Consider the following 21702-nt stretch of genomic DNA (forward strand, 5'->3'; position numbering starts at 1 on the left):
TCGGGCAAATCAGTGACCTAACTCCGCGCGTCTCTCATCGAGGTCGCGTGCTGACCCGGAACGCACCTCCCGCGATGCCTGGTTGATACGGCTACCGAGCATATTGCGGATATCCATCCTCGCGAGTCGGCCTTCAGCCTTAGCTGATGACCTGAAACTTATGTATCACTAGACTGATGGTTGATTGCGTCCGTAATTGTGCTGCAGCCGCCCGCTCGAAGGAGACCGCCCGTGACCACGCTTGTCGAGCGCCTCGACTTGCCCGCCGCGTTGCTCCGTGCGCGCAGTCGGCGCGACACCGAAACTGACACCGTTCAGTTTGCGCAGGCCGCGCTCGCGGCGGCTAAGCAGGAGGGCCTGCGGCTCGCGGTGCGGGCGCGCTATGTCGCGCTCGCCGTAATCGCCTGCCTGTTGCCGATTATCAACCCGGCATGGGAGCAGCTATATTATGTGGCGCTGCTGGGCCTGTTCGCGCTGATCGGCTGGGCTCAGGTCAGGGTTGGGCGGGTCGGCGTGTCGAGGCCGGAGCTCGCGCTGCTGTTCTGCGACCTCGCGCTGCTGACGTTCGTCATCGTGGGGCCGAATCCCTTCGGCTCCGGGCACTGGCCGGCGGCGATGCAACTCCATTTCGGCAACTTCATCTATTTTTTCGTGATTCTATCGGGCGCGACGCTGGCCTATTCTTGGCGAACGGTCATCGCGGTCGGAACATGGACCTCCGCCCTCTGGATCATCGGCATTGCCTGGGTGTGGTGGCAGCCTGATCGCGATCCCGCGCTGACCGCCCGCATCGCCGCGGCGATCGGCAGCGATCACAGGCTGTTTCAACTGATCTCGCCCAACTCGATCGTGTTCGGCGAGCGCATCCAGGAGATCGTCGTGTTCATGATCGTCGCGGTGACGCTCGCCGTGGCGGTGCGCCGCAGCAATGATCTCCTGATCCGGCATGCCGCGGTGGAGCGCGAACGCGGCAATCTCGCGCGCTACTTCTCGCCGAACGTAGTCGAGGAGTTGTCAGGGCATGACGAGCCACTGAAGCAGGTGCGCACGCAAAACGTCGCGGTGCTGTTCGTCGACATCGTCGGCTTCACGGCCTTTGCCGACGCGCGCACGCCGGACGAGGTCGTGCGCACCTTGCGCGAATTCCACGCACTGATGGAGCAGGAGGTTTTCCGTCACAGCGGCACGCTAGACAAATATCTCGGCGACGGGCTGATGGCGACCTTCGGCACACCGTTTGTCGGAAAGGCTGACGCCATTAACGCGCTACGCTGTGCGCAGGCGATGATGGCGGCAGCGGATCGATGGAACAACCAGCGCAAAACGGCCGGCGAGATTCCGATCCGCGTCAGTTTTGGCCTGCATTATGGGCCGGTCGTGCTCGGCGACATCGGAGTGACTTGTCTCGAATTCGCGGTCATCGGTTCGACCGTGAACGCCGCCAGCCGGCTCGAAGCCTTGACCCGCGCGCTCGGCTGCGCGCTGGTAGCGAGCGACGATCTCGTCAGGCAGGCCAGGATCGAACTCGACAGTGCAGAGGCGGTCTTTCGTCCACTGATGGCCCAGGTCCCGCAGACCATCCGCGGGCTCGAGCAGCCGATCGCGGTCTGGACGCAGGCAGGCGCGGAGGAGTGATAGATCGCGGTGATCGCAACAGGCTTGACGCGTGCGGAGCCTCGGTCGCATGAAGCCAGACTGCTATCCCACGAGATCGATGTTGATCAGCCCAGAAAACAGCTGGCTGCTTCCGGCCCAGCAGCTCGTAACCGGCCAAAATGGATTGAGCGCCCCTGCATTCAAATGCCCGTGACTTCGCGTCGAGAGAGGCAAGAGGAGACCCAGCTATGCGAGTATGGTGCAGAGCACTACGCAGCAACTTCTATGAGGAGGCTCTCGATGCAACGGTTGCGGGATGCTTTGGAGCAGAGTCAGAAAGACGGTGTCGCGATCGGCCATTTCAACGTCGGCGATTGGGTTCTATTGAAGGCGGTGTCGGCAGCCGGGCAGGAACTTAAGGTCCCGGTGGTGGTCGGTGTATCCGAGGGCGAGCGGGAGTTTTTCGGACTCGCGGAAATTGCGGCTCTGGTGCGGAGGTTGCGTGAGGAATGCGACTGCCCAATATTCCTTAACTCAGATCATACGCATTCCCTGGCAAAGGCCGTCGAAGCGGTCAGGGCTGGATTTGACGCTATCGTCTTCGATCTTTCCGCGCTGCCATTCGAGCAGAATGTACGGCAAACAAAAGAAGCGGTCGAAGCTCTCAAAGCAATCAATCCCGACGTCCTTGTCGAGGGAGAGATCGGCGACATTGGAACCGGTTCTGAGATACATGAAGAAGCTCCCGACTTGTCGAGGGGCTTAACCTCTCCTGCAGAAGCGAAACAGTTTGTCGACTCTACAGCGGTCGACATCCTCGCTCCGGCCGTGGGCAACATGCATGGGATGCTAAAGAGCATGGTGCAGGGACAAACACGGAAGCGGTTGGATATCCAGAGAATCGCCGAGATCAAGAGCGCGGCCCGAGTGCCGCTTACCCTGCATGGCGGATCGGGAACCGACGACGAAGACTTGCGGAAGGCAATCGCCGCTGGGATCAATATCATCCACATCAATACTGAATTGCGGGTGGCCTGGAGACGCGGCTTGGAGGAGGGGTTGGCCCAACAGCCCCACGAAGTGGTCCCTTATAAGATCCTGCCGTTCGCAGTGGAATCGGTGAAAAACGTAGCTCGCTCACGCTTGAGCCTGTTCAACGGCGATAAGTAGCCGTCGTGTGCTGCGCCGCTCGAACGGTGGACGGGAAACGCATTCAAGTTCTCCGGTTGGCATCGGTGCTTGTCGCTTGCCCAGTGCCCGACGGGCAAATCAAAGTCGCGATCTTGCTTCGCGTCGGTGCAGGGAGATCCGAGGCGAGCCCGGGAATCTGGCGCGCGTGGAATCCAATTTGTTGAATGATCTCAAGCTGATTTGGGGCGTCCAGCCATCGGGTGAAAAATATTCCGCTTTCGCCGTCGGGCAAATCAGTGATTTAACTCCGCGCGTCTCAGCGCGGATGAGGGGCGGTTCGCGATCGTCACGAACGTTGCGGTGAGATGCGGTGGACGCGATGCGTGCGACTGACGAGCGCAGGTAACGCGGACGGCGAAGTCGTGTGGTCCTGGCGCCCCGACGCTGGCGCTAAGCTCGCGAGCAGCAAGAGCTGCCGCGGACGACGGTGGCAAAAGAGCCCGGTCACCGGGGAGAGCACGAAGGAAACCGTAACACCATCGCGCAGGGAAAGCCGGAATGCTTCGGTTGAACCTGTGGTCCTACCCCCGTGCTTTTTGTTGCACGGGACCCATGGGTGCAACCGGCACCCGGCTTTCCCTGCGCCCTCTGATATCGAGGAGGGTGGAAAGTGAAGCAAAGCTCGGGCAAATCATGCCGCGAGAATGCGAACTCATATCCGCTGTTTGAATCAGACGTAGGATGGGTAGAGCGAAGCGAAACCCATCATTCGCGCGGCTTGCTCCATCGCGATGGGTTTCGCTTCGCTCTACCCATCCTACGGGTCCGCTGTTTGAAATTTGAATCAGAACCCATCCCCTGCGCGCGCGTGACGACTGTGGAGAGAGCGTGCGACACAACGCTTTCCCGGTGCCGATTGATGCGCCCTCTCTTCTTGTGGGAGAGGGTACTCCGGCGCCGGCAACGAACTCACTTGGGTGAGGGGTCTCTCTCCACGCGCACCGTCGCCCGCGGAGACAACCCCTCATCCGTCGCGCATTTCATGCGCGACACCTTCTCCCACAAGGGGAGAAGGGAAGAACGCGCGTCACCCACGCAACCTAAATCGGCTTGCCCGTGTACGGCATCGACGCCGTGAGGCCGCCATCGACCGGGATCGCCTGGCCGTTGACGTACGACGCTTCATCGCTCGCAAGGAACAATCCCATCGCGGCGAGCTCGTGCGGCTGGCCGGGGCGCTTGAGCGGATTGAGCTGGCCGATCTTGTCTGAGGTGCCGCGCTCCTTGGCGCGGTCGAACACCGGCTTGGTCATGCCGGTCTCGATCAGGCCGGGGCAGACCGCGTTGATGCGCACACCGGTGCCGGACAACGAATAGGCGGTGGTCTGCACCAGGCTGATGACGCCGGCCTTGCTGGCGCCGTAGGGATGGCCACTGGCGCCGGCTTTCAATCCGGCCACCGACGCGGTGCAGATGATCGAACCATATCCCTGCCTGGTCATATGCGGGATCGAATGCTTGATCGCGAGGAACGGTCCGATCAGGTTGATGCGCAGCACCTCCTGCCAGTGCTCGACCGTCTGGTCGGCGAGGGGCACCAAGCCGCCGCTGATGCCGGCGTTGGCCCAGATCGCATCGAGCTTGCCGTATTTCGAGAGCGCCTTGTCGATGAAGCCCTTCACGTCGGCCTCGGAGCCCGCATCCGCCATCACGGCCTCGACGGTGCCGCCGGCATCGCGGACGAGCTTTGCGGTCTCGTTCACGCCCTCGGTGCGGTCGACCGCGATCAGCTTTGCACCTTCCTTCGTGAACAACAGAGAGGCAGCGCGCCCGATGCCGCTTCCGGCGCCAGTAATGATGACGGATTTGCCTTCGAGGCGGCCCATATGTTTCTCCCTGATAGCTTTGCGTGTCGGCGCCTGCCGCTTCGCGGAATTCAAACAAGATTTCAAACGCCAGAGTCACTTCAGACAAGTCACTTGAGACGTTATGTACTCTGACGTACGACACACGCACACTATTCAAGGGGTCTTGTGATGTCCAATGCCGACAAGTCAAAGGTGGTCACGACACGGTGGTGGTGGGTGCGGCATGCGCCGGTGCGCAGCGACGGCGGCAATATCTACGGTCAGAAGGACATTGAATGCGACACCAGCGATCGCGAAGTGTTCGATGCGGTCGCGAAGATCCTGCCGCGCACCGCAGTCTGGTACGCAAGCAACCTCATGCGCACGCATCAGACCGCGGAGGCGATCTGGGCTGCCGGCTTTCCGAAGCCGGTTAGCATGACGAAGGAAGCCGCCTTCGCCGAACAGCATCTCGGCCGGTGGCAGGGCATGAACCGCGCCGCGTTCCTCGCCAGCCGCCCGGTCGGCAGCCATTGGTTCGCCGACATCAACGAACCCGCGCCCGACGGCGAGAGTTTCATGGATCTCTACACCCGTGTCTGCCGTGCGATCGTGCGGATCAATGTCGCGGAAGCCGGCAAGGACGTGATCGCGGTCGGTCATGGTGGCACGATCAAGGCCGCCGTTGGTCTCGCGCTCGGCGGCCAGCCGGAGCGGGGGCTTGCCTTCGACATCGACAATTGTTCGGTGACGCGGCTCGATCATATTGCAAGCGCCGACACCAGCCTCTGGCGGTTGCCGATGGTGAACCAGCAGCCATGGATCGCGGACGCAAAGCATGCCGCGATGCATCAGCCGGCCGGCCCGGAAGTCGTGCCGGAGAACAAGCTCGCCTGACCCGATGATATCGGTGACGGTGAACGCTGCTTAGCTCGAGATCAATATCAAGACTTCACATCTGGGAGAGAAACATGAGCTTGTTCGACATGAAGGGGAAAGTCGCCGTCATCACCGGCTCGACGCGCGGCATCGGCCGCGCCATTGCCGAGCGCATGGCCGAGCATGGCGCGAAGGTGGTGATCTCCTCGCGCAAGGCCGATGTCTGCGACGAGGTGGCGAAAGAGATCAACGGCAAGTTCGGCAAGGGCACCGCAGTCGCGGTCGCGGCGAACATCTCGAGCAAGGAGAACCTTCAGAATCTCGTCGACGAAAGCAACCGCGCCTTCGGCAAGATCGATGTACTGGTCTGCAACGCTGCGTCGAATCCCTATTACGGTCCGCTGGCCGGCATCTCCGACGATCAGTTTCGCAAGATCCTCGAGAACAACATCGTCGCCAACAACTGGCTGATCTCGATGGTGGTGCCGCAGATGATCGAGCGCAAGGACGGCTCGATCATCATCGTGTCCTCGATCGGCGGCCTGAAGGGCTCGACCATCCTTGGCGCCTACGCGATCTCGAAGGCGGCCGACATGCAGCTCGCGCGCAATCTCGCCTGCGAATACGGCAAGCACAACATCCGCGTGAACTGCATCGCGCCCGGCCTGATCAAGACCGACTTCGCCAAGGCGCTGTGGGACAATCCGGAGAACCTGAAAGCCTCGACCGCGCGCTCGCCGCTGCAGCGCATCGGCATCCCCGACGAGATCGCCGGCTGCGCGGTGCTGATGGGATCGAAGGCCGGCGACTTCATGACAGGCCAGACGGTGGTGATCGACGGCGGCGCGACGATCAGTTGAGGCCTTCTTCGTCATTCCGGGGCGCGCGCAAGCGCGAACCCGGAATCCAGAAGTTGCGGCTCGAGATTCCGGGTTCAGCCCTGGCGGGCTGTCCCGGAATGACGGTGTCAGTCCAGCGCCGCGTACACGCCGTTCCTGACCAGCGTGCGGGTATAGTCGCGCTGGCCTGGGCCTTGCGACATGAACACCGCAAACAGCTCCTCGACCGGATCGATCCAGAAGAAAGTGCCGGCGACCCCGCTCCAGAAGAACTGCCCGACCGAGCCCGGAAATGGCGCGATGCCCTGATGGGTGCGCACCGCAAAGCCGAGACCGAAGCCGTGCCCGGGCGGGACCAGCGTGCCCTGGATCTTCACGTGCGGACCGAGGTGGTCCGACGCCATCAGCTGCAACGTCTTGCGGCCGATGATCCTGTTGCCGTCGAGCGAGCCGCCGCTCAGCAGCATCTGCGAGAAGCGGGCATAGTCCATCGTGGTCGACACCAGCCCGCCGCCGCCGGATTCCATCGCCGGCTGCTCCAGCATGTTGAAGAGCTGCACCTTCTCGCCGCTCCAGGGATCGCTCGGGAACGCCTCGGCAAGCCGGGTTGCATTCTCCTCGCCGGTGTAGAAGCCGGTCTCGGTCATCTGCAGCGGCGCCAGGATGCGCTCGGTCAGGAAGGCGCCCAGCGTCTTGCCGCTGACGACTTCGATGATGCGGCCGAGGATGTCGGTGGAGCGGCTGTAGTTGAACTCGGCGCCGGGCTGGCAGATCAGCGGCATGCTGGCGAGCAAGGTCGCGTGCTCGGCGTTGGTGATCTTGCGGCTGCGCAGCCGCGACTGCTGGTAGAGCTGCTGCACCAGGCCGTTGCCGGTGTGGTCGTAAGTGAGACCGGAGGTGTGGCGGAGCAGGTCCTGGATCGTCATCTGGCGGCTCGCCGGCACCAGCTCGAGCTTGCCGCCACTCTCGACGCCGACCTTGGTCTCGGCGAATTCCGGGATGAATTTCGCGACGGGATCGCTGAGCAGGAAGTGGCCGTCCTCCAGCAGCATCATGATGCCGACCGAGACGATCGGCTTGGTCATCGAGAAGATGCGGAAGAGGGTGTCATGCGCCATCGGCGCCCCCTCGGGGGCCTGCTGGCCGATGGTGTCGAACCAGCCGATCTGGCCGCGGCGGGCCACCAGCACGGTGGCGCCGGGGATGGTTCCCTTGTCGACCTCGCGCTTGAAGGTGTCGGACATCCGCTGCAGCCGGACGCTGGAGAGGCCGAGCTGCTCGGGCTTGGCGGAGGGCAGGGGTGGCGTCTGCGGGGCGGATGTCGGCCTGGTGGCGATTTGCGCGGTCATGGTCTCTCCCGTTGCTTCTTGTTGTCGCGGCGACGGGGCGAAGTCTGGCCGAGAAGTGCAATCTTGAACAGGGCGTTTACCGCTTCGCCCTTGCATTCGGGGCATGCCCTGTGCTTCAAACGGCGCGAACCGGCGGCGACGCTTCGGTTCCTTAGGAGTGTAGCTCAATTGGTAGAGCACCGGTCTCCAAAACCGGGGGTCGCAGGTTCGAGCCCTGCCACTCCTGCCAGTGTGTGCATATCTTGACCTTTCACCGCTGCCGCAGTACATACCCGCCACCTGCAGCCGGCCCGCGATTAAAAGGCGGATATCCGGCGCGGCTTTGATATCCCCCGAACAACCGAGCCTGTTAACCGGCTCATCCTTCGCGAGAGGGCTGGGCGCTCAAGGGCTGTTCGGATTCCTGAAACACTTGAATCGTCTGACGACGGACGCGGACTTTAAAGAATGGCTTTCAGCCCGTTCAAATTCCTGCAGGAAGTGCGCTCGGAGACCGCCAAGGTCACCTGGCCGACCCGCCGTGAGACGACGATCACCACGATCATGGTGTTCGTGATGGTCGCGCTGGCGTCGATCTTCTTCTTCGCCGCGGACCAGATCATCCGCTATCTTATTACCCTCATCCTGGGCATCCACTGATGAGCACGTTAACGCAATCCATGGACAAGCGCTGGTACATCGTCCACGCCTACTCGAACTTCGAGAAGAAGGTGGCGGAATCGATCCGCGAACAGGCCAAGCAGCGTGGGCTGGAGGAGCTGTTCGAGCAGGTGCTGGTGCCGACCGAGAAGGTCACCGAGGTTCGCCGCGGCCGCAAGATCGACGCCGAGCGCAAGTTCTTCCCCGGCTACGTGCTGGTGAAGATGAAGCTTACCGACGAAGCCTTCCACCTGATCAAGAACACGCCGAAGGTGACGGGCTTCCTGGGCGCCGAAAACAAGCCGATGCCGATCTCGGAATCCGAGGCCATGCGGATCCTGCACCAGGTGCAGGAGGGCGTGGAACGGCCGAAGGCGTCGGTGTCGTTCGAGATCGGCGAGAATGTGCGGGTGGCCGACGGGCCGTTCGCCTCGTTCTCGGGCGTGGTGGAAGAAATCGACGAGGCGCGCTCGCGCGTGAAGGTCGCGGTCTCGATCTTCGGCCGCGCCACCCCGGTCGAACTGGAGTTCGGTCAGGTCGAGAAGGTCTGATTGTGTCGTCATTGCCGGGCTTGACCCGGCAATCCATCTGCCTTTGAAGGAAGGCTTCTTGCGAAGATGGATGGACGCCCGGGTCGAGCCCGGGCACGACAAGAATGGAGGCGGAGACGCTTCCGAAAGGACGTGGGAGGACGGGCGCGGTCGCCAGCCGCACCGGGTCCGAACCACGGAACCTGAACCCGCCGGACAATGTCCGGCACAACAGGAGTGATACATGGCAAAGAAAGTGACCGGATACCTGAAGCTTCAGGTCCCGGCCGGTGCGGCGAACCCGTCGCCACCGATCGGTCCCGCGCTTGGTCAGCGCGGTCTCAACATCATGGAATTCTGCAAGGCCTTCAACGCCCAGACGCAGAAGGAAGAAAAGAACACCCCGATTCCGGTGGTCATCACCATCTATGCGGATCGTTCCTTCACCTTCGAGATGAAGACGCCGCCGATGTCTTACTTCTTGAAGCAGGCTGCCAAGATCCAGTCCGGCTCGAAGGCGCCGGGCCGCGACAAGGCCGGCCAGGTGACCAAAGCGCAGGTGCGCGAGATCGCCGAGAAGAAGATGAAGGATCTCAATTGCAGCACTGTCGAAGCGGCCATGAAGATGGTCGAGGGCTCCGCCCGTTCGATGGGCCTGGAAGTTGCGGGGTAAGGCGCCATGGCAATCGGAAAGCGTTTGAAGAAGGCCCGCGAAGGTATTGACCGCGAAAAGCTTTACCCGCTCGCGGACGCCATCAAGCTGGTCAAGGAGCGGGCCAAGTCGAAGTTCGACGAAACCATCGAGGTCGCGATCAATCTCGGCGTCGATCCGCGTCACGCCGACCAGATGGTGCGCGGCGTGGTGACCCTGCCGAACGGCACCGGCCGTACGCTCCGCGTCGGCGTGTTCGCTCGCGGCGCCAAGGCGGATGAGGCCAAGGCGGCGGGTGCCGACGTCGTCGGCGCCGAGGACCTGGTCGAGAAGGTGCAGGCCGGCAATATCGACTTCGACCGCTGCATCGCCACCCCCGACATGATGCCGCTGGTCGGCCGTCTCGGTAAGGTGCTCGGTCCGCGCGGCATGATGCCGAACCCGAAGATCGGCACCGTGACTATGGACGTCACCGGCGCCGTGAAGGGCGCCAAGGGCGGCTCGGTCGAGTTCCGCGTCGAGAAGGCCGGTATCATCCAGGCCGGCGTCGGCAAGGCCTCGTTCGCCGAGGACAAGCTGGTCGAGAACATCAAGGCGCTCGCGGACGCCGTGGTCAAGGCCAAGCCGGCCGGCGCCAAGGGCACTTACGTCCAGCGCGTGGCGGTATCCTCCACCATGGGCCCGGGCGTGAAGGTCGAGCCGGGCACGCTGCTCGGCTAACCACCGGCAAGGCCTACTAATATAGAGAGGGCGGGATCGGGCAGCCGGTTCCGCCTTTTGCTTATGCGGCGTGGCGCAGCTTTCCAGAGAAGAACAACAATGCCGGATAAAGTCCTGATCTATTCGCGCTTTCCCAAAGCCCAGCTCCAGCGCTTCGGTGAGCGCTATGAACTGCTGAACGCGGCCGGCAAGCGGCCGAACGAGGCGTTCTCGGCCGCGGAACTCGCCGACATCCGGGCGCTGATCACCGCGGGCGGCAGCGGACGGCTCGGGGCCGACGCCATGGACATGATGCCGAAACTGGGCGCGATCATCTGCTACGGCACCGGTTATGACGGCATCGATCTTGCTGCCGCGGCGAAGCGCAACATCGCGGTCGGCAACAGCCCCGGCGCGAATGCGGCCTCGGTGGCCGACATCGCGATGACGCTGATGCTGGCGGCGGTCCGCCGGCTGCCGGTCGCCGACAATTACGTGCGGAGCGGCGACTGGGCAGGGGCAAAACCATCGCCGATGATGCGGCCGCAGGCGGGCATGCGCGGCCGCAAGGTCGGCGTCTACGGCATGGGCGAGATCGGCCGCAAGATTGCCGCGCGCGTCGCCGCCTTCGAGACCGAGGTCGGCTATTTCAGCCGCAGCCGGCACGACGTGCCGTATCAGTATTTTTCGAGCCTCGAGGCGCTGGCCGACTGGTGCAGCGTCCTGATGATTGCGGTGCGAGCCGGGGCGGACAACAACCATGCCGTCAATGCCGACATCCTGCGTCGGCTCGGCAGCGACGGTCTGGTCGTCAACATCTCGCGCGGCTCCGTGATCGACGAGGCCGCGCTGGTTGCGGCACTGTCGGACCAGATCATCGCCGGCGCCGGCCTCGACGTCTACGCGATCGAGCCGCATGCGCCGGACGCGCTCACCGCGCTACCGAACATCGTGCTGACCCCACATATCGGCGGCCACACTCTGGAATCGCATGTGGCGATGCAGGACTGCGTGCTGGCCAATCTCGATGCATTTTTCGCCGGCAAACCGCTGCCTTATCAGGTTCAGCTCGCCTGATCTGTCCGCGGCCCGAATTTTGCTCTTGGCAAGTGAGGGCGGAGCCGCTAAGAGACTGTTTCCGGGCGTGCTGGCGGTTGCTGGCGTGCCTGTGCTCGCATTCCGAAAACTTGGCTCAATAGGAGAGTTTTCCTTCCAGGCGTCCACTTGGACTGCTCGAAAGGAAGCGAACCCGTCGGCCCGGTTGGGATGAGGGCAGGGGCTTTGGCTTGAGCCTTAGCCTTGATCCTGTCCGAGACTGCAGGCGCCCGCGACAAACTTCGGTTTTTCAACGGCTTAATCGTATGGCCTGCATAGACGGGTGAAAACTGGATTTTGCTTCGCGCAGAGCCTTAAGCGGGCCTTGCGGAAGCTGGTTTGGTTCGAACCTCGACAGCCCGCGGTCGAAAGGCCGACGGGAGGGCAGGCTTCTAAGAATGTCGTCTTGCCCGGCGTGTCCCTCGGACTTCGGTCCCGAGGCATAAGGTTTGGGTGGGACGATGGGTGCAACCCGGCGGTCCCGCGCAAGCGAAGGCCGCCAACCGGAGAGAGCTTGCTGTGGAACGAGCGGCAAAGAAAGAGGCGGTCGAACAGCTCAACGAGGTCTTCAAGACCACGAGCGTTGCGATCGTTGCTCACTATTCCGGCCTCACCGTCGCCCAGATGCAGACCCTGCGCAAGCAGATGAAGCAGGCGGGCGCGTCGGTGAAGGTCTCGAAGAACCGTCTCGCCAAAATTGCTCTTGAAGGCACTGACGTCGCTGCCATCGGCACCCTCCTCAAGGGGCCGACCGTGATCGCTACCTCCAACGATCCGGTTGCGGCGCCAAAGGTTGCCATCGATTTCGCCAAGGCGAACGAGAAGTTCGTCATTCTTGGCGGCTCGATGGGTAAAACCGTCCTGAATGTCGATGGCGTCAAGGCGCTTGCCTCGCTGCCGTCGCTGGACGAACTGCGCGGCAAGATCGTCGGCCTCATCGTGGCCCCGGCGACCAAGCTCGCCCAGCTCTCCAATGCGCCCGCGGCCAAGCTCGCGCGCGTCATTCAGGCTCATGCCTCAAAGGGCGAAGCGGCCTGACCCTTCGCAAAACTCAAACCCTGGTTCGAACCAAACGTTTAAGGAAACAGATCAATGGCTGACTTGCAGAAAATCGTCGACGACCTCTCGAGCCTCACCGTGCTCGAAGCGGCCGAACTCGCAAAGCTCCTGGAAGAGAAGTGGGGCGTGTCCGCCGCTGCCGCCGTTGCGGTGGCCGGTCCCGCCGCTGGTGGCGCTGCCGCGGCTCCGGCTGAAGAGAAGACCGAGTTCACGGTCGTGCTCGCTGCCTCCGGTGACAAGAAGATCGAGGTCATCAAGGAAGTCCGCGCCATCACCGGCCTGGGCCTGAAGGAAGCCAAGGACCTCGTCGAAGGCGCTCCGAAGCCGGTCAAGGAAGGCGTCAACAAGGAAGAAGCCGACAAGATCAAGGCCCAGCTGGAGAAGGCTGGCGCGAAGGTCGAGCTCAAGTAACCCGAGGGTTACTGAGCGAAAATCCCGGGCGGCCGCGCGCAATCCGGGACAGGCCATGCAAAAGATGTGCGACGGGTTGTCGCGTTATGCATGGTACACAAAAAAGTGTGGGGATTCGTGGGTTTAACCCTCGAATCTCCATGATCGCCGTCCCATATCGGGGTGGCAGCGGAAACACGGTTGGCGGCGGGGGCGGCAGGGCTTCCACGGGAACCGTTGGGAGACAGGCAGATTTCGGGCTTTTTCAGTCCGTGAAGCGACGAGTTTTGACGGGCGGGTGCGTCAAGCGCCCCGCGCGTCCTTTTGCGTTTTGAAGGTTACAAGAACGAATTGAGGATTTGGTTCCTGAATTTGGCCCTTGTTCCTTCCAGGCGAATCGAAATTCAACCCGGGTGCGGTGGCAATCGCGCTCCGGAAGGTACGCCCCAAAAGGGCGGCGAAAATGAGAGGCCCCGATGGCGCAGCAGACATTCACCGGTCGCAAACGCGTACGCAAGTTCTTTGGTCACATCAAGGAAGTCGCGGAGATGCCGAACCTCATTGAGGTTCAGAAGGCGTCCTATGATCAGTTTCTGATGGTCGATGAGCCCCAGGGCGGGCGGCCGGACGAAGGCCTGCAGGCCGTGTTCCGTTCGGTGTTCCCGATCTCGGACTTCTCCGGCACCTCGATGCTGGAGTTCGTGCGCTACGAGTTCGAGCCGCCGAAATATGACGTCGACGAGTGCCGCCAGCGCGGCATGACCTTCGCTGCGCCGCTCAAGGTGACGCTGCGCCTCATCGTGTTCGATATCGATGAGGAGACCGGTGCCAAGTCGGTCAAGGACATCAAGGAGCAGGACGTCTACATGGGCGACATCCCGCTCATGACCATGAACGGCACCTTCGTCGTCAACGGCACCGAGCGCGTCATCGTCTCCCAGATGCACCGTTCGCCGGGCGTGTTCTTCGACCACGACAAGGGCAAGACCCACTCCTCGGGCAAGCTCCTGTTCGCGGCGCGCGTGATCCCCTATCGCGGCTCCTGGCTCGACATCGAGTTCGACGCCAAGGACATCGTGTTCGCGCGCATCGATCGCCGCCGCAAGATTCCCGTGACCTCGCTGATGTACGCGCTCGGTCTCGACGGGGAACAGATCCTTTCGACCTTCTACAAGAAGATCAGCTACAAGCGTACCAAGGAAGGTTGGCGCGTGCCGTTCGACGCCAACCGTTTCCGCGGCTATTCCACGGTCAACGACCTGATCGACGCCGATACCGGCAAGGTCGTGCTCGAGGCCGGCAAGAAGCTCACCGTTCGCCAGGCCCGCCTGCTGCAGGAGAAGGGCCTCAAGGCGTTGCGTCTGTCGGATGAGGAGTTGGTCGGCAATTACCTCGCCGAGGACCTCGTCAATCCGAAGACCGGCGAGATCTACGCCGAAGCCGGCGAGGAGATCACCGAGAAGCTCCTGAAGTCGCTCAACGAGCAGGGCTACAAGGACCTGCCGCTGCTCGACATCGACCACGTCAACGTCGGCGCCTATATCCGCAACACCCTGTCGGCTGACAAGAACATGACGCGCGAGGACGCGCTGTTCGACATCTACCGCGTGATGCGTCCGGGCGAGCCGCCGACGCTGGATTCGGCGCAGGCCATGTTCCAGTCGCTGTTCTTCGACTCCGAGCGCTACGACCTCTCCGCGGTCGGCCGCGTCAAGATGAACATGCGCCTCGAGCTCGATGCGCCCGACACCCATCGGACGCTGCGCAAGGAAGACATCCTTGCCGTCATCAAGACGCTCGTCGACCTGCGCGACGGCAAGGGCGAGATCGACGACATCGACCATCTCGGCAACCGTCGTGTGCGCTCGGTCGGCGAACTCATGGAGAACCAGTACCGCATCGGCCTGCTCCGCATGGAGCGCGCGATCAAGGAGCGCATGTCGAGCGTCGATATCGACACCGTCATGCCGCAGGACCTGATCAACGCGAAACCGGCGGCGGCCGCGGTGCGTGAATTCTTCGGCTCCTCGCAGCTCTCGCAGTTCATGGACCAGACCAACCCGCTCTCGGAGATCACCCACAAGCGGCGCCTGTCGGCGCTTGGCCCGGGCGGTCTGACCCGCGAGCGCGCCGGCTTCGAGGTGCGCGACGTGCACCCGACGCATTACGGTCGTATCTGCCCGATCGAGACGCCGGAAGGTCCGAACATCGGCCTGATCAACTCGCTCGCGACGTTTGCGCGCGTCAACAAGTACGGCTTCGTCGAGACGCCTTACCGGAAGATCAAGGAGGGTCGCGTCACCGACGAGGTGGTGTACCTGTCGGCGATGGAGGAGGGGCGCTACCGCGTCGCGCAAGCCAACGTGCCGCTGGATCCGAAGGGCCGCTTCACCGAGGACCTCGTGGTCTGCCGTCACGCCGGCGAAGTGTTGCCCGTGACCCCTGACAAGGTCGACTACATGGACGTGTCGCCGAAGCAGCTCGTTTCGGTGGCCGCCGCGCTGATTCCGTTCCTCGAGAACGACGACGCCAACCGCGCGCTGATGGGCTCGAACATGCAGCGCCAGGCGGTGCCGCTGGTTCGCGCCGAGGCGCCGTTCGTCGGCACCGGCATGGAAGGCGTGGTTGCCCGCGACTCCGGCGCCGCGATCGCGGCCCGCCGCTCGGGCGTGATCGACCAGATCGACGCCACCCGCGTCGTCATCCGCGCCACGGAAGATCTCGATCCGACCAAGTCGGGCGTCGATATCTACCGTCTGATGAAGTACCAGCGCTCCAACCAGTCGACCTGCATCAACCAGCGTCCGCTGGTGAAGGTCGGTGACATCGTCAAGAAGGGCGACATCATCGCTGACGGTCCGTCGACCGATCTCGGCGAGCTCGCGCTCGGCCGCAACGTGTTGGTCGCGTTCATGCCGTGGAACGGCTACAACTTCGAAGACTCGATCCTGCTCTCCGAGCGGATCGTGAAGGATGACGTCTTCACCTCGATCCACATCGAGGAGTTCGAGGTGATGGCGCGCGACACCAAGCTGGGTCCTGAGGAAATCACGCGCGACATTCCGAACGTTTCGGAAGAGGCGCTGAAGAACCTCGACGAAGCCGGCATCGTCTATATCGGCGCGGAAGTGCGCGCCGGCGACATCCTGGTCGGTAAGATCACGCCGAAGGGCGAAAGTCCGATGACGCCGGAAGAGAAGCTGCTCCGCGCCATCTTCGGCGAAAAGGCCTCGGACGTCCGCGACACCTCGCTTCGCGTGCCCCCGGGCGTGCAGGGCACGATCGTGGAAGTTCGCGTGTTCAACCGCCACGGCGTCGACAAGGACGAGCGTGCGCTGGCGATCGAGCGGGAGGAGATCGAGCGTCTCGCCAAGGACCGCGACGACGAGCAGGCGATCCTCGATCGCAACGTCTACAACCGTCTCGCCGAGCTGCTGGAGAACCGCCAGGGCATCTCCGGTCCGAAGGGCTTCAAGAAGGACACCAAGATCACCCGCGCGGTGCTCGATGAGTATCCGAAGTCGCAGTGGTGGCTGTTTGCCTCGCCCAACGACAAGTTGATGGCCGAGATCGAGGCGATGCGGAAGCAGTACGACGAGTCGAAGAAGGGGCTCGAGCAGCGCTTCCTCGACAAGGTCGAAAAGCTGCAGCGCGGCGACGAACTGCCGCCCGGCGTGATGAAGATGGTCAAGGTCTTCGTCGCGGTGAAGCGCAAGATCCAGCCCGGCGACAAGATGGCCGGCCGCCACGGCAACAAGGGCGTGGTGTCCAAGATCGTTCCGATCGAGGACATGCCGTTCCTTGAGGACGGTACGCATGCGGACATCGTGCTGAACCCGCTCGGCGTGCCCTCGCGCATGAACGTCGGCCAGATCCTCGAGACGCATCTCGGTTGGGCCTGCGCCGGCCTCGGCAGGCGCATCGGCCAGACCATCGACGCCTATTATCAGAAGCAGGATCTCAAGCCGCTGCGCGAGACCCTGAAGAGGATCTATGGCGACGATGAAACCATCCGCTCGCTGAACGACAACGAGTTGATCGAGCTCGGCCGCAATCTGAGTCACGGCGTGCCGATCGCGACTCCGGTGTTCGACGGCGCCAAGGAGGCCGACATCGAGGAGATGCTGAAGCTTGCCGGCTTCGACGCCTCCGGCCAGTCGACCGTCTATGACGGCCGCACCGGCGATCCCTTCGATCGCAAGGTGACGGTGGGCTACATCTACATGCTGAAGCTGCACCATCTGGTGGACGACAAGATCCACGCCCGCTCGATCGGCCCGTACTCGCTGGTTACCCAGCAGCCGCTGGGCGGCAAGGCGCAGTTCGGCGGCCAGCGCTTCGGCGAAATGGAGGTGTGGGCGCTGGAAGCCTATGGCGCGGCCTACACGCTGCAGGAGATGCTGACCGTGAAGTCGGACGACGTCGCCGGCCGTACCAAGGTGTACGAGGCGATCGTGCGCGGCGACGACACGTTCGAGGCCGGTATCCCGGAGTCGTTCAACGTGCTGGTCAAGGAAATGCGCTCGCTCGGCCTCAACGTCGACTTGCACAATTCCAAGGTGGGACCGGCACCGACGTCGGAAGCGGCCGAGTAATTTCGTGAAGGCGGCGGTGACGCCGCCTTCGCCGCCGTCATCGTCCGCCAACGGGTCCGGCCAAACGCCGGTCCGGTGACAAGCTCCGGCGGACGATCCAGTAACCCGCGGCTGCGGTGATTACTGGATGCCCCGCCTTCGCGGGGCATGACAGAAAAGGAATGCATGGGCCGACGAAAGTCGGCAGACGGAGAAGACCATGAACCAAGAGATTATGAATCTTTTCAATCCGACGACGCCGGCCCAGGTCTTCGACCAGATCCGGATTTCGATCGCGTCCCCGGAGAAGATTCTGTCCTGGTCCTACGGCGAGATCAAGAAGCCGGAGACCATCAACTACCGCACTTTCAAGCCGGAGCGGGACGGGCTGTTCTGCGCCCGCATCTTCGGGCCGATCAAGGACTACGAGTGCTTGTGCGGCAAGTACAAGCGGATGAAGTACAAGGGCATCATCTGCGAAAAGTGCTCGGTCGAAGTCACGCTGTCGCGCGTCCGGCGCGAGCGCATGGGCCATATCGAGCTCGCGGCGCCCGTCGCCCACATCTGGTTCCTGAAGTCGCTGCCGTCGCGCATCGGCCTTCTGCTCGACATGACGCTGAAGGATCTCGAGCGCATCCTGTACTTCGAATACTACGTCGTGCTCGAGCCGGGTCTGACCGCGCTCAAGGACCGTCAGCTCCTGTCGGAAGATGAGTACCTGAAGGCGCAGGACGAATACGGCCAGGACAGCTTCACCGCCATGATCGGCGCCGAGGCGATCCGTGAATTGCTGAAGGGCCTCGAGCTGGAGAAGCTCGAGCTCTCGCTGCGTGCCGAGATGCAGGAGACCGACTCCGACATCAAGCACAAGAAGCTCGCCAAGCGGCTGAAGATCGTCGAGGCCTTCCGCGTCTCCGGCAACAAGCCGGAATGGATGATCATGACGGTCATTCCGGTGATCCCGCCGGACCTGCGCCCGCTGGTGCCGCTCGATGGCGGCCGCTTCGCGACGTCTGACCTCAACGACCTCTACCGCCGCGTCATCAACCGCAACAACCGCTTGAAGCGGCTGATGGAGCTGCGCGCGCCCGACATCATCATCCGCAACGAGAAGCGCATGCTGCAGGAGGCCGTCGACGCGCTGTTCGACAACGGCCGCCGCGGTCGCGTCATCACCGGCGCCAACAAGCGCCCGCTGAAGTCGCTCGCCGACATGCTCAAGGGCAAGCAGGGCCGCTTCCGCCAGAACCTGCTCGGCAAGCGCGTCGACTATTCGGGCCGTTCGGTGATCGTGGTCGGTCCCGAGCTGCGCCTGCATCAGTGCGGCCTGCCGAAGAAGATGGCGCTCGAACTGTTCAAGCCGTTCATCTATTCGCGGCTTGACGCCAAGGGCCTGTCGACGACCGTGAAGCAGGCGAAGAAGCTGGTCGAGAAGGAGCGGCCCGAGGTCTGGGATATCCTGGACGAGGTGATCCGCGAGCATCCGGTGCTCTTGAACCGCGCGCCGACGCTGCATCGTCTGGGCATCCAGGCGTTCGAGCCGGTGCTGATCGAGGGCAAGGCGATCCAGCTTCACCCGCTGGTCTGCGCCGCGTTCAACGCCGACTTCGACGGCGACCAGATGGCCGTGCACGTTCCGCTCTCGCTCGAAGCGCAGCTCGAAGCGCGCGTCCTGATGATGTCGACCAACAACATCCTGCACCCCGCGAACGGCCAGCCGATCATCGTGCCCTCGCAGGACATCGTGCTCGGCCTCTACTACGTCTCGATCATGCGCGAAGGCCTGCCCGGCGAGGGCAAGGTGTTCGGCGACATGGCCGAGCTCGAGCATGCCCTGCACTCGAAGGTCATCCACCTCCACACCAAGATCAAGTACCGGTGGGAGGGCCTCGACGAGGAAGGCAAGAAGAGCAAGCGCTGGATCGAAACCACCGCGGGCCGCGTCATGCTCGGCAACCTGCTGCCGAAGCACCCGAGGACTTCGTACGACATCATCAACAAGCTGATGACCAAGCGCGAGATCTCCGGCGTGATCGACCAGGTCTACCGGCACTGCGGCCAGAAGGAGACGGTGATCTTCTGCGACCGCATCATGGCGCTCGGCTTCTACAACGCCTTCAAGGCCGGCATCTCGTTCGGCAAGGACGACATGGTCGTGCCGGCGTCGAAGTGGAAGATCGTCGACCAGACCCGTACGCTGGCGAAGGATTTCGAGCAGCAGTACAATGACGGCCTGATCACCCATGGCGAGAAGTACAACAAAGTCGTCGACGCCTGGTCGAAGGCTGGCGAAGAAGTCGCCAAGGCGATGATGAAGGAGATCTCCTCGACCAAGAAGACGGCCAGCGGGGCGGATGCCGACATCAACTCGATCTACATGATGGCGCATTCCGGCGCGCGTGGTTCGCCGGCGCAGATGCGCCAGCTCGCGGGCATGCGCGGCCTGATGGCGAAGCCGTCGGGCGAGATCATCGAGACGCCGATCATTTCCAACTTCAAGGAAGGCCTCTCGGTGCTCGAGTACTTCAACTCGACCCACGGCGCCCGCAAGGGCCTCGCGGACACCGCGTTGAAGACCGCGAACTCCGGGTACCTGACCCGCCGTCTGGTCGACGTGGCGCAGGACTGCATCATCACGTCCAGCGACTGCGGCACCCATCTCGGCATCAAGATGCGCGCCATCATCGATGCCGGCACGGTGGTCGCCTCGCTCGGCTCGCGCATCCTGGGCCGCGTGGCCTGCGATGACGTGCGCGATCCCGCGACCAACGAGGTCCTGATCGCGCGCGGAACGCTGATGGAGGAGTCCCATGTGGACGCCGTCCAGAAGGCCGGCATCCAGGAGGTGAAGATCCGTTCGGCGCTGACCTGCGAGCTCATCAACGGCATCTGCGCCAAGTGCTACGGACGCGATCTCGCCCGCGGCACCCCGGTCAACCACGGCGAGGCGGTCGGCGTGATCGCGGCGCAGTCGATCGGCGAGCCGGGCACGCAGTTGACGATGCGCACGTTCCACATCGGCGGCGCGGCGCAGATCAACGAGCAGTCGTTCGTGGAGTCGAACTTCGACGGCAAGATCGTGATCAGGAACAAGGCAATCGCCCGCAACAGCGAAGGCCACCTGGTCGCGATGGTCCGCAACATGGTGGTTGCGATCGTCGATGCCGACGGCACCGAGCGTGCGACCCATCGCATCCAGTACGGCTCGCGCATGCATGTCGACGAGGGCGATATGGTCAAGCGCGGGCAGCGCATCGCCGAGTGGGATCCTTACACCCGTCCGGTGCTGACCGAAGTCGAGGGTACGATCGGGTTCGAGGACCTGGTCGAGGGCCAGTCGATCTCGGAGACGCTGGACGAATCCACCGGTATCGCCAAGCGCGTCGTCATCGACTGGCGATCGACGCGTGGCGGCGCGGATCTGCGCCCGGCCATCGTGGTCAAGGGCAAGGACGGCAAGGTGATGAAGCTCGCGCGTGGCGGCGATGCCCGCTACATGCTGTCGGTCGACGCGATTTTGTCGGTCGACGTCGGTGCGCAGGTGAAGCCCGGCGACATCCTGGCGCGTATCTCGACCGAGAGCGCCAAGACCCGCGACATCACCGGCGGTCTGCCGCGCGTTGCCGAACTGTTCGAGGCGCGCAAGCCGAAGGATGCGGCGATCATCGCGGAAGTGGCGGGCACCATCCGCTTCGGCCGCGACTACAAGAACAAGCGCCGCATCTCGATCGAGCCGACCGACAAGACCGAGGAGCCGCGCGAGTACCTGATCCCGAAGGGCAAGCACATCCACCTGCAGGACGGCGACATCGTCGAAAAGGGCGACTTCATCGTCGAAGGCAATCCGGCACCGCACGACATCCTGGCGATCAAGGGCATCGAGGAACTCGCTGCCTATCTGGTCAACGAAATCCAGGAGGTCTACCGGCTGCAGGGCGTGCTCATCAACGACAAGCACATCGAGGTGATTGTCCGTCAGATGCTGCAGAAGGTTGAGGTCACCGATCAGGGCGACACCGACATGATCTCGGGTGAGCAGGTCGACAAGATCGAGTTCGACGCGCTCAACACCAAGGCCAAGGAAGAGGGCAAGAAGCCCGCGACCGGAACGCCGGTGCTGCTCGGCATCACGAAGGCGAGCCTGCAGACCCGGTCGTTCTTCTCGGCGGCCTCCTTCCAGGAGACCACTCGCGTGCTCACCGAAGCCGCCGTCAACGGCAAGGTGGACCCGCTGGAAGGCCTCAAGGAGAACGTCATTGTCGGCCGGCTGATCCCGGCAGGCACGGGCGCCTCGATGGCGCGGATCCGCGAAGTCGCCATGAAGCGCGACAAGCTGATCCTCGACGAGCGCGAGAAGCAGGCGGCGATCGTGCCGTCCGCGCCCGAAGCGGAGCCGCTGGCGCTGCCGCCGGCGGAGTAATAC

At 63.1% G+C, this 21702-nt stretch carries 15 protein-coding genes and 1 tRNA gene; 14 read left to right on the forward strand and 2 right to left on the reverse strand.

What is annotated here, in order from left to right:
- The first annotated feature begins 231 nt into the window (after positions 1-231).
- A complete protein-coding gene (locus tag AC5ZG1_RS32695; RefSeq protein ID WP_496135301.1) occupies positions 232-1635 on the forward strand; it encodes an adenylate/guanylate cyclase domain-containing protein in 1404 nt (467 codons plus the stop codon).
- Between the two features lie 261 nt (positions 1636-1896).
- The gene (locus tag AC5ZG1_RS32700) at positions 1897-2766 is read left to right on the forward strand and encodes a class II fructose-bisphosphate aldolase (RefSeq protein ID WP_496135302.1); all 870 of its coding nucleotides are present in this window, start codon (positions 1897-1899) and stop codon (positions 2764-2766) included.
- 1061 nt (positions 2767-3827) lie between these two features.
- Here AC5ZG1_RS32700 and AC5ZG1_RS32705 read toward each other — a convergent pair.
- Positions 3828-4613: an SDR family NAD(P)-dependent oxidoreductase gene (locus tag AC5ZG1_RS32705; protein WP_496135303.1), complete on the reverse strand. Its 786-nt coding sequence runs from the start codon at positions 4611-4613 to the stop codon at positions 3828-3830.
- Between the two features lie 150 nt (positions 4614-4763).
- Between AC5ZG1_RS32705 and AC5ZG1_RS32710 the strand changes: the two genes are divergently transcribed.
- Positions 4764-5471 (forward strand): histidine phosphatase family protein, encoded by a 708-nt coding sequence (locus tag AC5ZG1_RS32710; RefSeq protein WP_028163348.1) that lies wholly within the window; start codon positions 4764-4766, stop codon positions 5469-5471.
- Positions 5472-5545: 74 nt separating this feature from the next.
- Positions 5546-6313 carry an SDR family NAD(P)-dependent oxidoreductase gene (locus tag AC5ZG1_RS32715; protein WP_208827317.1) on the forward strand — a complete coding sequence of 256 codons (768 nt, stop codon included), beginning with the start codon at positions 5546-5548 and terminating at the stop codon, positions 6311-6313.
- A gap of 107 nt (positions 6314-6420) precedes the next feature.
- Here the strand turns inward: AC5ZG1_RS32715 and AC5ZG1_RS32720 are convergent, their stop codons facing one another.
- Positions 6421-7641 carry a serine hydrolase domain-containing protein gene (locus tag AC5ZG1_RS32720; RefSeq protein ID WP_496135304.1) on the reverse strand — a complete coding sequence of 407 codons (1221 nt, stop codon included), beginning with the start codon at positions 7639-7641 and terminating at the stop codon, positions 6421-6423.
- 153 nt (positions 7642-7794) lie between these two features.
- On the opposite strand from AC5ZG1_RS32720, the gene AC5ZG1_RS32725 reads away from it, so the two are divergent.
- The 10 genes from AC5ZG1_RS32725 (at position 7795) to rpoC (ending at position 21699) form a co-directional block, all read left to right on the forward strand.
- Positions 7795-7870: transfer RNA gene (locus AC5ZG1_RS32725), tRNA-Trp, on the forward strand.
- A 218-nt stretch (positions 7871-8088) separates the two neighbouring features.
- Positions 8089-8280 (forward strand): preprotein translocase subunit SecE, encoded by a 192-nt coding sequence (gene secE / locus AC5ZG1_RS32730; RefSeq protein ID WP_016840554.1) that lies wholly within the window; start codon positions 8089-8091, stop codon positions 8278-8280.
- Between the two features lie 20 nt (positions 8281-8300).
- Positions 8301-8831: a transcription termination/antitermination protein NusG gene (nusG, locus tag AC5ZG1_RS32735; RefSeq protein WP_028168538.1), complete on the forward strand. Its 531-nt coding sequence runs from the start codon at positions 8301-8303 to the stop codon at positions 8829-8831.
- A gap of 223 nt (positions 8832-9054) precedes the next feature.
- Positions 9055-9483 carry a 50S ribosomal protein L11 gene (gene rplK / locus AC5ZG1_RS32740; protein WP_028168539.1) on the forward strand — a complete coding sequence of 143 codons (429 nt, stop codon included), beginning with the start codon at positions 9055-9057 and terminating at the stop codon, positions 9481-9483.
- A gap of 6 nt (positions 9484-9489) precedes the next feature.
- On the forward strand, positions 9490-10182 hold the full coding sequence (gene rplA / locus AC5ZG1_RS32745) for a 50S ribosomal protein L1 (RefSeq protein WP_028168540.1): 693 nt from the start codon (positions 9490-9492) through the stop codon (positions 10180-10182).
- Positions 10183-10281: 99 nt separating this feature from the next.
- Positions 10282-11238: a 2-hydroxyacid dehydrogenase gene (locus AC5ZG1_RS32750; protein ID WP_496135305.1), complete on the forward strand. Its 957-nt coding sequence runs from the start codon at positions 10282-10284 to the stop codon at positions 11236-11238.
- A gap of 537 nt (positions 11239-11775) precedes the next feature.
- Positions 11776-12294, forward strand: coding sequence for a 50S ribosomal protein L10 (rplJ, locus tag AC5ZG1_RS32755; protein ID WP_028168542.1), 519 nt, complete (start codon positions 11776-11778; stop codon positions 12292-12294).
- Positions 12295-12348: 54 nt separating this feature from the next.
- Positions 12349-12726: a 50S ribosomal protein L7/L12 gene (gene rplL, locus AC5ZG1_RS32760; protein ID WP_027520973.1), complete on the forward strand. Its 378-nt coding sequence runs from the start codon at positions 12349-12351 to the stop codon at positions 12724-12726.
- 455 nt (positions 12727-13181) lie between these two features.
- A complete protein-coding gene (gene rpoB / locus AC5ZG1_RS32765; RefSeq protein ID WP_130225568.1) occupies positions 13182-17300 on the forward strand; it encodes a DNA-directed RNA polymerase subunit beta in 4119 nt (1372 codons plus the stop codon).
- 199 nt (positions 17301-17499) lie between these two features.
- A complete protein-coding gene (gene rpoC / locus AC5ZG1_RS32770; RefSeq protein ID WP_028168544.1) occupies positions 17500-21699 on the forward strand; it encodes a DNA-directed RNA polymerase subunit beta' in 4200 nt (1399 codons plus the stop codon).
- Positions 21700-21702: the final 3 nt, after the last annotated feature.

Source organism: Bradyrhizobium sp. Leo78 (genome assembly GCF_059512425.1).